Annotated in this window: 13 protein-coding genes; 3 read left to right on the top strand and 10 right to left on the bottom strand. The window is 62.2% G+C overall.

Translation table 11 applies throughout. The features are described from left to right. From EOA16_RS24475 to msrB, 3 genes are all read left to right on the top strand, one after another. Positions 1-1,191, top strand: coding sequence for a VWA domain-containing protein (locus EOA16_RS24475; RefSeq protein ID WP_127260493.1), 1,191 nt, complete (start codon positions 1-3; stop codon positions 1,189-1,191). A gap of 19 nt (positions 1,192-1,210) precedes the next feature. Then, on the top strand, positions 1,211-2,008 hold the full coding sequence (locus tag EOA16_RS24470) for an MBL fold metallo-hydrolase (protein WP_127260492.1): 798 nt from the start codon (positions 1,211-1,213) through the stop codon (positions 2,006-2,008). A 195-nt stretch (positions 2,009-2,203) separates the two neighbouring features. Continuing rightward, positions 2,204-2,608 carry a peptide-methionine (R)-S-oxide reductase MsrB gene (gene msrB / locus EOA16_RS24465; RefSeq protein WP_013529102.1) on the top strand — a complete coding sequence of 135 codons (405 nt, stop codon included), beginning with the start codon at positions 2,204-2,206 and terminating at the stop codon, positions 2,606-2,608. An 89-nt stretch (positions 2,609-2,697) separates the two neighbouring features. On the opposite strand, the gene EOA16_RS24460 is transcribed toward msrB, so the two are convergent. The 10 genes from EOA16_RS24460 to EOA16_RS24415 form a co-directional block, all read right to left on the bottom strand. Continuing rightward, on the bottom strand, positions 2,698-3,009 hold the full coding sequence (locus tag EOA16_RS24460; RefSeq protein WP_127260491.1) for a hypothetical protein: 312 nt from the start codon (positions 3,007-3,009) through the stop codon (positions 2,698-2,700). A 7-nt stretch (positions 3,010-3,016) separates the two neighbouring features. After that, entirely contained in the window at positions 3,017-3,457 is a 441-nt protein-coding gene (locus tag EOA16_RS24455; protein WP_127260490.1) for a hypothetical protein, read from the bottom strand. 50 nt (positions 3,458-3,507) lie between these two features. Next, positions 3,508-3,768, bottom strand: coding sequence for a DUF2312 domain-containing protein (locus EOA16_RS24450; RefSeq protein WP_013529099.1), 261 nt, complete (start codon positions 3,766-3,768; stop codon positions 3,508-3,510). A gap of 156 nt (positions 3,769-3,924) precedes the next feature. After that, positions 3,925-7,383: a pyruvate carboxylase gene (gene pyc / locus EOA16_RS24445; RefSeq protein ID WP_127260489.1), complete on the bottom strand. Its 3,459-nt coding sequence runs from the start codon at positions 7,381-7,383 to the stop codon at positions 3,925-3,927. A gap of 291 nt (positions 7,384-7,674) precedes the next feature. Beyond that, positions 7,675-8,793 (bottom strand): branched-chain amino acid ABC transporter substrate-binding protein, encoded by a 1,119-nt coding sequence (locus EOA16_RS24440; protein WP_127260488.1) that lies wholly within the window; start codon positions 8,791-8,793, stop codon positions 7,675-7,677. A gap of 137 nt (positions 8,794-8,930) precedes the next feature. Further along, entirely contained in the window at positions 8,931-9,278 is a 348-nt protein-coding gene (locus tag EOA16_RS24435; RefSeq protein WP_023811804.1) for a DUF6867 family protein, read from the bottom strand. Positions 9,279-9,388: 110 nt separating this feature from the next. Beyond that, positions 9,389-10,117: an ABC transporter ATP-binding protein gene (locus EOA16_RS24430; RefSeq protein WP_127260487.1), complete on the bottom strand. Its 729-nt coding sequence runs from the start codon at positions 10,115-10,117 to the stop codon at positions 9,389-9,391. After that, positions 10,117-11,673 (bottom strand): ATP-binding cassette domain-containing protein, encoded by a 1,557-nt coding sequence (locus EOA16_RS24425; RefSeq protein ID WP_127260486.1) that lies wholly within the window; start codon positions 11,671-11,673, stop codon positions 10,117-10,119. The genes EOA16_RS24430 and EOA16_RS24425 overlap by 1 nt, the downstream gene beginning before the upstream one ends. Further along, entirely contained in the window at positions 11,673-13,268 is a 1,596-nt protein-coding gene (gene livM, locus EOA16_RS24420) for a high-affinity branched-chain amino acid ABC transporter permease LivM (RefSeq protein WP_127260485.1), read from the bottom strand. Before livM ends, EOA16_RS24425 begins: the two co-directional genes overlap by 1 nt. Before the next feature lie 4 nt (positions 13,269-13,272). Continuing rightward, positions 13,273-14,175, bottom strand: a complete 903-nt coding sequence (locus tag EOA16_RS24415) for a branched-chain amino acid ABC transporter permease (protein WP_013529092.1) — start codon at positions 14,173-14,175, stop codon at positions 13,273-13,275. Positions 14,176-14,481: the final 306 nt, after the last annotated feature.

Here is a 14,481-nt window from a genome sequence, read left to right as displayed (position 1 = left end):
ATGTTCATCCCCTTCTTCCTCGAATTGAAGGCCGCTCGTGTTCCCGTTTCGCTGCGGGAATATCTGTCGCTGCTGGAGGGGCTGGAAGCCGGGCTGGTCGACTACGACGTCGAAGGTTTTTACTACCTCGCCCGTGCGGCGCTGGTGAAGGACGAGCGCCACATCGACCGCTTCGACCAGGTGTTCGCCCATGTCTTCAAGGGCGTCGAAGCACTGGGAGGGCCGGATGCCGTCGATGTCGCCAACATTCCCGAGGAATGGTTGCGCCGCCTCGCCGAAAAGCACCTGACCGACGAAGAGAAAAAACTGGTCGAGGCGCTGGGCGGTTTCGAGAAACTGATGGAGACCTTGAAGCAGCGGCTGGACGAGCAAAAAGGCCGCCACCAGGGCGGCTCGAAATGGATCGGTACCGGCGGCACCTCGCCCTTCGGCGCCTATGGCTACAATCCCGAAGGCGTGCGTATCGGCCAGCATGACGGCCGCAACCGCCGCGCGGTGAAGGTGTGGGACAGACGCGAGTTCAGGAATTTCGACGATGCGGTCGAGCTCGGCACCCGCAACATCAAGATCGCGCTGAAGCGCTTGCGCCGCTGGGTGCGCGAGGGCGCCGAGGAGGAATTCGACCTGCCCGGCACCATCCACGCGACGGCCGAACATGGCTATCTCGACGTGCAGACGCGACCAGAGCGGCGCAACGCGGTGAAGCTTTTGATGTTCTTCGATGTCGGCGGCTCGATGGACGACCACATCAAGAGCGTCGAGGAGCTGTTCTCGGCCGCCCGCGCCGAATTCCGCCAGCTCGAATATTTTTATTTCCACAACTGCCTCTATGAGGGCGTGTGGAAGGACAATCGCCGCAGACATGCCGAGGTGATTCCGACCTTCGACCTGCTCCACAAATACGGGCCGGACTACAAGGTGATCGTCGTCGGCGACGCCTCGATGAGCCCTTACGAGATCGCTCACCCCGGCGGTTCGGTCGAGCACTGGAATCCGGAGGCAGGCAGCGTCTGGCTCGGCCGTCTGCTGCAGCAATGGCCGAACGCGGTATGGCTGAACCCCGAAGACCCCAAGAACTGGGGCTACACCCATTCGATTGCGATGATCCGCGACATCTTCGGCGGCCGCATGTTTCCGCTGACGCTGGCCGGGCTTGAGGGCGCGACCAAGCAGCTTTCAAGAAAGCACTGAAGACCGACAAGGAGAGCCGATGATCTGCTTCCTCTGCCTGCAATGCGGCGTCCAGTTCGCGGCGACAGAGACGCCGCCAAAACATTGCCCGATCTGCGAGGACGAGCGCCAATATGTGCGCTGGGAGGGCCAAGCGTGGATCACGCCGGAGGAACTTGCTGAAGGGCACCGGCTTGTGATGAAGGACGATGCCGGCGTTCTCGCCTTCGGCATCGAGCCGCGCTTCGCCATCGGCCAACGGGCGCTGCTGGCACAGACGCCGCACGGCAACGTGCTGTGGGACTGCGTTTCGATGGTCAGCGACGAGGCGGTGGCCGAGATCAACCGCCGCGGTGGTCTGACGGCGATCGCCATCTCGCACTGCCATTATTATTCGGTGATGGCCTGTTGGAGCGAGGCGTTTGGCGGCGTGCCGATCTATCTCCATGCCGATGACCGCCAATGGATCATGCAACCGCACAAGGCGATCGTCAGCTGGCAAGGCGAGACGCTGGCCATAAACCCTTCGCTGACGCTCATCCGCTGCGGTGGCCACTTTGCCGGCGGTCAGGTGCTGCACTGGAAACGCGATGACGGCGACGTCTTGCTGGCCGGCGATATCCTGCAGGTGACGCCGACGCGCCGCCATGTCAGCTTCATGTACAGCTATCCGAACTACATTCCGCTCAACGCAGCGGTCGTGCGCCGCATCGCGGCGGCGCTGCAGCCATTCGCGTTCGACCATATCTATGGTGCATGGTGGAACCAGAATGTCATCGGGGGCGCAAAAGCGGCGTTGGCTGCTTCGGTCGATCGCTATCTGGCGGCGATCGCATAAAGATCACGATCGAAAATGCGGGCAAATCGCGTAACAAATGCCTATCTTGGTGCGAATATGAGGTTGCAATCCGCGCATGACCCGAACCTCCGGTTCGGAAAGGATCATGCGCAAACCAGAGTACTACAGCGTCCTTTGCGCGTCCGATGGACGCGCGGCGCTGCAGGAGCGAGCCGGCAAGGCTGAGGAGATCGAATGGACACCCACACCTACCCTGTAACCCGCACCGACGCCGAATGGCGCGCCCGGCTGACGCCGGAGCAGTATGCCGTCATGCGCGGCCACGGCACCGAGCGGCCGGGAAGCTGCGCTTTGCTCTACGAGAAGCGCGCCGGCACCTTTTCCTGCGTCGGCTGCGACCAGCCCTTGTTTGAATCCAAGCTGAAGTTCGAGAGCGGCACCGGCTGGCCGAGCTTCAACGACCCGGTACCGGGCTCGGTCGAAAACACCGTCGACCGCAGCTATGGCATGGTCCGCACCGAATGCCACTGCGCCCGCTGCGGCAGCCATCTCGGCCATGTCTTCGAGGACGGCCCGCCGCCGACCGGCCTGCGCTATTGCATCAACGGCGTGGCGCTGAAATTCGAGCCGGCGGCCTGAACCGAAATTTGATCGCGAAACATTGGGAAGGGCGGCTGCGGCCGCCCTTTTTTGTTGCGTCTGAAGTTGGCTGGCGCGCCAACGCCCGCTCAGGCCACGACCGTCAGGATTAGCCACAATGTGGCGCCGAGCGTCATCAGCGAGGCCTTGGCGCCACTGGCCTTTTTCGTGGTTCGCCATACGGCAAAGGTCAGAAAGATGTTGTAGGGCACCGGCGCAAAATGCACCGCCAGAACCAGCGCGAGCGGCAGCTTCAGTCCAAGCAGGATGATCGCGGCCACCAAAGATGCGACGTTGAGCGCCGTGCCGACAAGAACAAGGTCGCGCCAGAACAGCCGGTCGAGCGGCACCAGCCCTTGCCAGCGTGAGCGGAAGAAGGATCCGACGCCTTCTAGCAACACCTGATCTCTACCCCTGTCCCAGGACTTCGGTTACCGCATGCTCGAAGCGCGAGCATTCGGTCACCAGCCAGTCGGCCATGGCTGGCCAGTTATCCTCGGCATAGCAGTTTACCCGCCACATCGAATTGATGCCGAGATCCTCGCAACTCTGTTCCGGCCTGAGCTTCAGCCTGGCTTCGATATCAGGCTGGAACGGTTTCAACCGCGACCACGCCTGCGTGGCGCCGAACTTCTCGTTGCGGCCGAAGAAGACGCCGACCTGGCTCTGCGCCGGCGCGACATACATGGAAAGGACCAAGGCGAAGTCGGGCAGCCCGCGCTGCCAGAACCAGGGTCCGCGCCTCGCCATCAGAGCTCTTTCTTCCGGATGCCGCTCGGCGAACAGCGTCCAGAAGCCGCGCTGGCGGAATTCAGAGGCGCGGCGGGCGCCGAAGTCGAATTCGCTCATGGCTCAAACCGTATCTCCGGCAACCGCGTCGGTGCCGGGGCCGGCTAGTCTTACACCATGCCGAGTGCGGCCTTGTATAGATCGAGGATGGTTTCCTCTTCCTGCCGCTCGGCCTGGTCCTTCTTGCGCAGCCGGATGATCGTGCGCATCGCCTTGGTGTCGAAGCCGGTGCCCTTGGCCTCGGCGAACACTTCCTTGATGTCGTCGGAAATGGTCTTCTTCTCTTCCTCGAGCCGCTCTATGCGCTCGATGAAGGCACGCAGCTGGCCGGCGGCAACAGTCTGGCTGGTATCGGTGATATCGTCGGCCATATTTTTCTCCAAAAGAATCGGCTCCGCGACTCGCGGACGACTGCGGCAAAATTTGAGCCGGTTCGATGCCCGACCGGCGGCGGCGGGTCAAGCCGTTATCGACCAAGCCACGCGGGCTGCCGCCAGAAGCCGACAACCAGTCCGTTTTGCGAACTCTTAATTGAAAGCGATCAGCAGATCCTTGGCATCGATCTGGTCGCCCGCCTTGACCAGCACCTCGGCGACCGTGCCGTCCCGCTCGGCATGCAGCGCCGTCTCCATCTTCATCGCTTCGATGGAAAGCAGCACGTCACCGGCCTTCACAGCCTGGCCGGCGGCCACCGAAAGCGCCGAGACGACCCCCGGCATGGGTGCACCGACATGTGCCTCGTTGCCGGGTTCGGCCTTGCGGCGGGCCTTGGCGGCGGACGCGCCATGCGCCCTGTCGGGCACTTTCACGCGACGCGGCTGGCCGTTGAGTTCGAAGAACACGGTGACCATGCCCTTCTCGTCGACATCGCCGATGGCCAGGCAGCGCACCACCAGCGTCTTGCCCTTCTCGATGTCGACGAAGATCTCGTCTTCCGGCTTCATGCCGTAGAAATATGTCGGCGTCGGCAGGACGCTGACCGGCCCATAGGTTTCCTGCGCGCCGGCGAAATCCGTGAACACCTTCGGATACATTAGCCACGAGGCGAATTCGAACTCCGACAGCTTGCGCTCGAGCTTCCCCTCGATTTCCTTGCGGTTGGCCTTGAGGTCGGCTGGCTTGAGCAGCGAGCCGGGCCGCACCGTGATCGGTCTGTCGCCCTTCAGCGCCTTCCTCTGCAGCGCCGCCGGCCACCCGCCAGGCGACTGGCCGAGATCGCCGCGCAGCATCGAGACGACCGAATCCGGGAATGCGATATCCTTGTCCGGGTTTTCGACATCGGCAACAGTGAGATCCTGGCTGACCATCATCAATGCCATGTCGCCGACGACCTTGGAGGACGGCGTCACCTTGACGATGTCGCCGAACATCAGATTGACGTCGTGATAGGTCTGCGCCACCTCGTGCCAGCGCGTTTCAAGCCCGAGCGAGCGCGCCTGTTCCTTCAGATTGGTGAACTGTCCGCCCGGCATCTCGTGCAGATAGACTTCCGAGGCCGGCCCTTTCAGATCGCTTTCGAAGGCGGCGTACTGGTTGCGCACCGCTTCCCAGTAGAACGAGATCTTCCTGATCCATTGCGGGTCGAGGCCTGGGTCGCGTTCGGTGCCCTTCAGCGCCTCGACGAGCGAGCCAAGGCATGGCTGCGAGGTGTTGCCGGAGAAAGCATCCATCGCCGCGTCTATGGCGTCGACGCCGCTTTCCACCGCCGCCAGGACCGTCGCCGCCGACAGGCCCGACGTGTCGTGGGTGTGGAAATGGATCGGCAGGTCGGTCGCCTCGCGCAGCGCCTTGAACAGCACGCGAGCCGCTACCGGCTTCAGCAGGCCGGCCATGTCCTTGACGGCGATGATATGGGCGCCCGCCGCCTGCAACTCCCTGGCCAGGCCGACATAGTATTTGAGGTCGTATTTCGCCCGCGCCGGATCGAGGATGTCGCCGGTATAGCAGATCGCCGCTTCGATCAGCTTGCCCTCGGCGCCGACCGCATCCATGGCGACGCGCATATTGTCGACCCAGTTCAGGCAATCGAAGACCCGGAACAGGTCGATGCCGCCGCTTGCTGCCTGTTTGACGAAATGCTGCACGACATTGTCGGGATAGTTGGTGTAGCCGACGCCATTGGCGCCGCGCAGCAGCATCTGCAACAGCAGATTGGGCGCCGCCTCGCGCACCAGCGATAGCCGCTCCCACGGATCCTCGGTAAGGAAGCGCATGGCGACGTCGAAGGTGGCGCCACCCCAGCATTCCAGCGACAGAAGCTGCGGCAAGGCACGCGCATAGGTACCGGCGATGCCGGCAATGTCATGCGTGCGCATGCGTGTCGCCAGCAGCGATTGATGGCCATCGCGCATCGTCGTGTCGGTGACCAGAACCTCTTTCTGGTCGCGCATCCAGGCTGCGAATTTCTGTGGACCCAGCACGTCGAGCTTCTGCTTGCTACCGCCCGGCACATTGCCGTTGAGATAGGGCACAACCGGCGCCGCCGCGTCAGCTTTCGGCTGCGGCCGGCCGCGCGTCTCGGGATGGCCGTTGACGCTGACGTCGGCGAGATAGTTGATGAGCTTGGTGGCGCGATCCTGACGCTTGACCTGCTGGAACAGTTCCGGCGTCGTGTCGATGAACTTGGTCGTGTAGGAATTGTCGGCGAAGCTCGGGTGGTTGATGATCGCTTCGAGGAAGGTCAGGTTGGTGGCGACGCCGCGGATGCGGAACTCGCGCAGCGCGCGGTTCATGCGGGCGATGGTCTCGGCAGGCGTCGGCGCCCAGGCCGTGACCTTCTCCAGCAGCGGGTCGTAGAAGCGGGTGATGACGGCGCCGGAATAGGCGGTGCCGCCATCGAGGCGGATGCCGAAGCCTGTGGCGCCGCGATAGGCGGTGATGCGGCCGTAGTCCGGGATGAAATTGTGCTCGGGGTCTTCCGTGGTGATGCGGCACTGCAAGGCGTGGCCGTTCAGCCTGATGTCCTTTTGCGCCGGCACGCCCGATTCCGGCGTGCCGATGGCAAAGCCGTCGAGGATATGGATCTGCGCCTTGACGATATCGATGCCGGTCACCTGCTCGGTGACGGTGTGCTCGACCTGGATGCGCGGGTTGACCTCGATGAAATAGAATTTGCCGGTGTCGGCGTCCTGCAGGAACTCGACCGTGCCGGCGCCGATATAGCTGGTCTCGCGGGCGATCTTCAGCGCATGGCCGCAAAGCTCCTCGCGCTGCGACATTTCGAGATAGGGCGCCGGCGCCCGCTCGACGACCTTCTGGTTGCGGCGCTGGATCGAACAGTCGCGCTCGAACAGGTGCACCGCATTGCCATGAGTGTCGCCCAGCACCTGCACCTCGACATGGCGGGCGCGTTCGATCAGCTTTTCGAGATAGACCTCGTCCTTGCCGAAGGCGGCTTTCGCCTCGCGCTTGCCTTCGGTGACTTCACGGGCAAGATCGGCTTCGGCACGAATGGCGCGCATGCCGCGGCCGCCGCCGCCCCATGATGCCTTCAGCATCACGGGATAGCCTATTTCCTTGGCCAGTTTCTTGACCGCCTCCATGTCATCAGGCAACGGATCGGTGGCGGGGATCACCGGCACGCCGACCTCGATGGCGAGATTGCGCGCCGCGACCTTGTTGCCGAGCCGCCGCATTGTGTCCGGCTTCGGCCCGATGAAGGTGATGCCGGCTTCGGCACAAGCGTCGGCGAATTCGGGACTTTCCGACAACAATCCGTAGCCGGGATGAATAGCATCGGCGCCCGACAGTCTGGCGACGCGGATCACCTCCTCGATCGACAGATAGCTTTCGATCGGTCCCATGTCCCGGGTCAGATGCGGCCCACGTCCGACCTGGTAGCTCTCGTCGGCCTTGAAGCGGTGCAGGGAGTACTTGTCCTCCTCCGCCCAGATCGCCACGGTTTTGAGGCCAAGTTCGTTGGCCGCGCGAAAGACGCGAATGGCGATTTCGGACCGGTTGGCGACGAGGATCTTCGTGATGGCCAAGGACTGGGCTCCAGCGACGGAAGGAAGAGAAATCGGCGCAATGATTAGCGTGAAAATGCTGCAGTGCAAACGAAATTGACGCCCATTTAAACCGATTGAAATGGAATCGTTGCGCCAGAGGCCCCTCGCATTAATCCAAACAGCCAGAAAAGCGCCGGCTTTGCGGCTAACGCACGATCATTCCCTGGCTAAGCACCCGGCTCCATCGGCCGCCCCTGAACATGACGATGGCAAAAGAAAATGCCCGGCGCGAGGCGCCGGGCATCCGTAAATGGTTGGAAACTGACGAGCTTACATCTTCTGGATGTAGGTGTACTTGCCGTCGTCGCCCTTCTTCCATTCGTACATGACGTAGCCGGGCAGCGTCGGGTCGCCCTTGGCGTCATAGGACAGGTCGCCGAGCACGGTCTTGAACGGACCATTGCCATGCAGCGCCTTGGCAACTTCCTGCGGGTCGTTCGACTTGGCAGCGGTCGCGGCTTCCGCGATCGCCTGCACGGCAGCGTAGGCGTAGAGCGTATAGGCTTCCGGCTCGAAGCCCTGCGCACGGAACTTCTCGACGAGTTCCTTGTTGGCAGGGATCAGGCGCGGATCCGGGCCGAACGTGTTGAGCGTGCCCGCAACCGCGTCGCCCGCGATCGAAGCCAACTCGTTCGACACGATGCCGTCGCCGGAAACCAGCGTCGCCTTGAGGCCTTGGTCGGCCGCCTGACGGATGATCAGGCCGGCTTCGGTGTGCAGGCCGCCCCAGTAGATGATGGAAACGCCGGCTTCCTTCATCTTGGCGATCAGCGCCGAGAAGTCCTTGTCGCCGACATTGATGCCTTCATACATGACTTCCGTCAGGCCCTTGGCGTTCATCGCCTTCTTGGTTTCGTCGGCAAGGCCCTGGCCATAGGTGGTCTTGTCGTGCACGACCGCGATCTTGGCGTCCTTGAAGTTGGCCGCGAGATAAGCGCCGGCAATGCTGCCCTGCTGGTCATCGCGTCCGCAGGTGCGGAAAACGTTCCACAGGCCGCGCTCGGTGAACTGCGGGTTGGTCGCGGCCGGCGTCACTTCGACGATGCCGTTTTCCGCATAGACTTCCGAGGCCGGGATCGAGACGCCGGAGTTGAAGTGGCCGACCACGAACTTGACGCCGTCGCCGACGAACTTGTTGGCGACCGAGATGCCCTGCTTCGGATCGGAGACGTCGTCGCCGACTTCGAGCTTGATCTGCTCGCCGTTGATGCCGCCCTTGGCATTGATGTCGGCTACGGCCGCTTCCGCACCCTTCTGCAGCTGTGCGCCGAAGGCGGCGTTCGGACCGGTGATCGGACCGGCGACGCCAAACATTACGTCAGCCCACGCGCTGCCGCTGAACGCGACAAGCGCGGTCAGGGCAACGGCGGACAAAAGTGACTTTTTCATTTAAACGCTCCCATTAACGGAGTGGGCGTGGATGAAGCTTTCATGCGATGCCCACCCTTATCGCAGAAAGCATAGTTTGCCGATTTTCAGGCACTTGTCACGCCGATTCAATTTCGAGGCGGCGTTAATGATGAACGTCAACCTTTCGGTTTCCAGCTCAAGAGTGAAGCTCTTTCGTAGAGCCAATTATACTGTGTCACCATCTGGTTGGTGCGCGTGTATTGATAGCCGACGAAGCCGAGAATCATCAGCACGATGGTGTCGACGACATAATAGTGCAGCGAGAACATGGTGCCGCCGAACAGCGCGTGATGGATGAAGCGGATCGCGATGCCGAGGCCGAGCATATAGGCGAATAGCTGGATGAAGCTGCGCCACGTCTGAGCACTGGCCTTGCCCGTCATCCACGCCGCCCAGCCGCCGAGCAGACAGGTGACGAAGAAGAACTGCCAGATCGAGGGTTCCTCGTAAAGAATGCCCTGCATGGTGAAGTCTCCTTAGCATGACCCGAAAAGTTGCGGACTTTCCGGACAAGATCATGCGACAAACAAACAATCTGGAGCGGAATGGCGAATGCACGCATTCCGCTCCGAACTCAGTGGTGTCCGCCTTCGAGATAGGCGGCGCGCACTTCCGGATTGGCGAGCAGTTCCTTGCCGGTGCCGCTCATCGTCACATTGCCGTTGACCATGACATAGCCGCGCGTGGCGAGCTTCAGCGCGCCGAAGGCGTTCTGCTCGACCAGGAACACGGTCAGCCCCTGGGTGCGGTTCAGTTCGCGGATGGCGTCGAAGATCTGCTTGACGATCAGCGGCGCAAGGCCCAGCGACGGCTCGTCGAGCAAAAGCAGCTTCGGTCGTGCCATCAGCGCGCGTCCGATCGACAGCATCTGCTGCTCGCCGCCCGACAGCGTACCGCCGCGCTGCGCGATGCGCTCCTTCAAGCGCGGGAACAGCGTGAACACCTTCTCGACGTCCTCGTCATAGTGCTTGAGGTTGTCGAGGCTGGCGCCCATCTGCAGGTTTTCCATCACCGTCATGCGCGGAAAGATCCGCCGACCCTCGGGCGACTGAGCAATGCGCATGCGTGCGATCTCGTGCGTCGGCATCTGGGTGATGTCGGTGCCGGCAAAGGTGATGGTGCCGGCGCGAGCCCGCGGCGCACCGAAGATGGTCATCATTAGCGTCGACTTGCCGGCGCCATTGGCACCGATCAGCGCCACGATCTCACCCTGGTTGACGGTGACATCGACGCCGTTCAGCGCCCGGATGTTGCCGTAATAGGTCTGCACGCCCTTGATATCGAGCAGCGTTGTCGCGGCCATCACTTGCCCCCTCCACGCTTGCCCGCCACGGGCTTGGCAGCGGTCTTGCTCGCAGTCTTTCCGGAGGCTGCCTTGGCAGTCTTTGCGGAAGCATGGCTTGTCGCCACCTTGCCCGCATCGACGCGGCGCGAGAATTCCGTGTCCTTGTCCTGGCCGAGCAGCCGGGCCTGTTTGACCCATTCCTCGCGGGCGATTCGTCCGTCAAAGGCGAGATAGGCTTCGGCGGCCTCGACGTCAGCTTTTTTCCAGGCGCCGATCTGGTCGAAGTGGAAGATGCCGTGATCGTTGAGCTTCTTCTCGTTGACCGTCCCGATGCCCTTGATGCGGGTCAAATTGTCGGCCTTGCCGCCGCGAGGCGCAGCCAGCCGGTTGGAGATCTCTCCAGCCTTCGCCGCAGGCTTGGCGGATGCGGTCGACTTCGCCGCCGTGCCGGTTGCCGCCTTTGACGCCGCTTTCGGAGCAGGCTTTGCCTTCGCCGACGGCACGGCTGCCAGCGAGGCTGCCTTGTTTGCCGCGGCGAGCGACCTGGCGTCGACCTGAGCGGCCTTTGACGCTCCCTTGGCCACCGTGACCCGCTCGCCCGAACTATGGCCGACCGTGTCGGTCACCGGCCCGGCGAGATAGGACGACGATGTTCCCGGACCATGCGCGGCATCCGGCCCTGTATCGAGCTGTTCGATGACATCCTCGTCGCCGACTTCGGTAAGGACCGCTTCGACCTCTTCGTCGTCGACGCCGAGATAGGCGGCGATGACGCGCGGATCTGTGCGCACCGACTGCGGACTGCCGTCCGAAATCTTGCGGCCGTATTCCAGCACCACGACATGGTCGGAGATCTGCATGACCACCGACATGTCGTGCTCGATCAACAGGATCGACGCGCCGGATGTGTTCTTGATGTCGATCAGCAGCTCGTTGAGCGCCGCCGATTCCTTCGGATTGAGGCCGGCGGCCGGCTCGTCGAGGCACAGAAGCTCGGGTCCCGTGCACATGGCGCGAGCGATCTCGAGACGGCGCTGCGCGCCATAGGGCAGGTCGCCGGCCGGGTCGTCGGCACGGTCGACAAGATCGGCCTTTTCCAGCCAATGCTTGGCAAGCTCCACCGATTCGGCCGAGGCCTTGCGATAGCCGCTGAAGCCGAACAGGCCAAGGACCGTGTAACCCGATGCCTTCATCAGTTTGTTGTGCTGGGCGACCAGCAGGTTCTCCAGCAGCGTCATGCCCGAGAACAGGCGGATGTTCTGGAAGGTGCGCGCCACCTTGGCGCGCGCCGGGATCTCATGGTTGGGCAGCCGCTCGAGCAGGAAGGTCGAACCATCGTTCCGGTTGAGCGTGATCATGCCTTCCGAGGGCTTGTAAAAGCCGGTGATGCAGTTGAACACCGTGGTCTTGCCGGCGCCGTTGGGGCCGATCAGCGCTGTGATCTCGCCGCGCTTGGCGGCGAAAGACAGATCGCCGATGGCCACCAGGCCACCGAACTTCATCGACAGATGATCGACCTGAAGGATAGCGTCGTTCATGCCCGAAGTGGCTTTCTGAACAGGATTTGCATTCATCAGCCGTGTCCTTCCTTGGTGAAGGAGCTTGAGACAGCCTTTCGCTCCTTGAGGAAGGCGGTTGGTTCACGACTGCCGACGAAGCCGCGCGGCTTCCACAGCATGACGATGACCATGGCCATGCCGAACAGAAGCATGCGGTAGAGTTCCGGTGTGAAGTCCGGTCCGAAGACCTGCTTGAGGAAGTCGAGTTCACGCAACGCCTCGGTGCCGCCGATCATCACCATTGCGGCAACCGCGATGCCGACCAGCGAGCCCATGCCGCCCAGAACGACGATGGCCAGGATGATGGCCGATTCCAGGAAGACGAAGGATTCCGGGCTGACGAAGCCCTGCCGTGCGGCGAAGAACGCGCCGGCGAAGCCGCCGAACATCGCGCCCGTGGCGAAGGCTGTAAGCTTCGTGGTTGTGGTGTTGATGCCGAGCGAGCGGCAGGCGATCTCGTCCTCCCGCAACGCTTCCCAGGCACGGCCGACCGGCATGCGCCGCAGCCGGATGGTGACGAAGGCTGTCAGCAGCGCCAGCGCCAGAATCAGGTAATAGAGGAAGATCTTGTAGTAGGCGCTCGATGTCGCCAGATGCAGCACCTTGGCGATGTAATTGGGGTCCGACACGTTGAAGGTCATCAGGCCGAAGAAGGTGACCTTCGGGATGCCGGAAATACCGGCCGAACCGTTGGTGACCTCGCGCCAGTTGATCAGCACCAGGCGGATGATCTCACCGAAAGCCAAGGTGACGATCGCCAGATAGTCGCCGCGCAGGCGCAGCACCGGGAAACCGAGCAGCACGCCCCAGAAGGCGGCCATGGCGCCGGCGGCCGGCAAAAGGATCCAGAACGACAGGCCGTACTGCGTGCCGAGCAGCGCGTAGGCATAGGCGCCGACCGCGTAGAAGGCGACATAACCGAGGTCGAGCAGGCCGGCGAGGCCGACGACGATGTTCAGGCCCCAGGCCAGCATCACATAGATCAGGATCTGAATGCCGAAATTGTCGACCCATTTCAGCGAGCCTTGCAGCCCGCCGACGAACGACCAGGACATCAGCGACAGGATCGCCACCACCAGGATCGGATAGAGGATCAGCGCGGCAATCCCGAGTTTGGTGAAGTTGGCATGGATGAAGCCCCGGAAATAATAGATCACGCAGGCCAGCACATAGATGACCGCCAGCGCGCGCAGGAATTGCAAATAGCCCGCCGGCTCCGCTCCCACCCATCCAACGAGAGAGCTGTTGACCGCAAACAACAACACCGCCGCGACCAGGGCCACGATGAAGGCCGGCAACTGGAAGAAGCGTGACGCCACGCTGGCCGGCAGCAGGCCGGTGGCGACGTCGGTGATCTTCTGGTTGGCCAGGAAGGGCTGGCCATAAGCGACATAGAGGAAGCGCCCGATGGCCGTGGCGATCACCACCACGGCAAGCAGGCCCCAGCGCGTCGTCAGGACCAGTTCATTGGAAATGTTCTGACCGGTCTTCAGGCCGATGAACAGCACGAACAGGCCGAACGATATGGCAGCCGCATAAAGCGCCTCGCGCAACGCGCGCTGCATGGGGGTGGCGACGGTGTCGCGCTCCGGAGATACGGTGACGGCCATGGTCTCAGACCTTTTCGACTTCTGGCCGGCCCAATATGCCGGAAGGCAGGAAGATCAGCACAATGGCCAGGATCGAGAACGCCGCGACGTCCTTGTAGTCGATCGAGAAATAGGCCGACCACATGCTCTCGATGAAGCCGATCATCAGCCCGCCGACCACCGCGCCCGGCAGCGAACCGATGCCGCCCAGCACCGCCGCCGTGAAGGCTTTCACGCCCGGCGTGAAGCCATCCGAGAAGGCAATGACGCCGTAATACATCAGGAACAGAGTACCGGCGACCGCGGCAAGGGCCGCACCCATGATGAAGGTGATCGAGATGGTACGGTCGACATCGATGCCGAGCAGCGCCGCCATCTTGCGGTCCTGCTCACAGGCCCGTTGCGCTCGCCCGAGCGAGGTCTTGTTGACCAGATACCAGAACAGCGCCAGCAGCAGCGCCGTGACGACGACGATGATGATCTGCTTCAGCGACACGCTGATGCCGTTGATGTTGTAAACCTGGCTGACCATCGGCGGGATCGGCTTGTTGCGGGGGCCCTGCGTCACCTGGACGAAGTTCGACAGCGCGATCGACATGCCGATGGCAGTGATCAGCGGGGCCAGTCGGAACGAACCGCGCAGCGGCCGGTAGGCGACCTTTTCGATCGTCCAGTTGTAGAGGCTGGTGAGCAGCATCGCCACGATCATCATGATCAGCAGCGCCAGCACAACCGGCACCGAATAGAACAGCGCACCAAGGGCGAGGAAGACGATCAGCGCCGTGAAGGCACCCACCATGAAGATGTCGCCATGGGCGAAATTGATCATGCCGATGATGCCGTAGACCATCGTATAGCCGATCGCGATCAGCCCATAGATCGATCCCAGCGTCAGCCCGTTGATAAGCTGCTGGACAAAGTACTGCATGTGTACATGGCTCCCCTGGAATGTCGCCCATGCAGACGCATTCCTTTTCGTATTTCCCCTAGTCGTAAAGTTTCGAGCCCGGATTGCAACGTCATTTTTCAATCGTCATGCGTGTTTTCGAAGCACGCTGTCCGATTGCCCGTTTTCCATCATCCAGCCCCTGGACTATCGCGGACCCTATCATTGGCATAACGCAATGTCTTTGACGATTCGACCGCATCATGCGCTCCGTTTCGAAGAAATCACCGTCAAAATTAGGTGATGAAAGGAATCCTTGCGTTTTTGGCACGATCCATTTTTCAGGCT

It is taken from the genome of Mesorhizobium sp. M7A.F.Ca.US.008.03.1.1 (assembly GCF_003997495.1).
Lineage (GTDB): Bacteria > Pseudomonadota > Alphaproteobacteria > Rhizobiales > Rhizobiaceae > Mesorhizobium.
The sequence above is the reverse complement of the archived record's forward strand: the minus strand, read 5'-3'. Positions and strand labels throughout refer to the sequence as shown.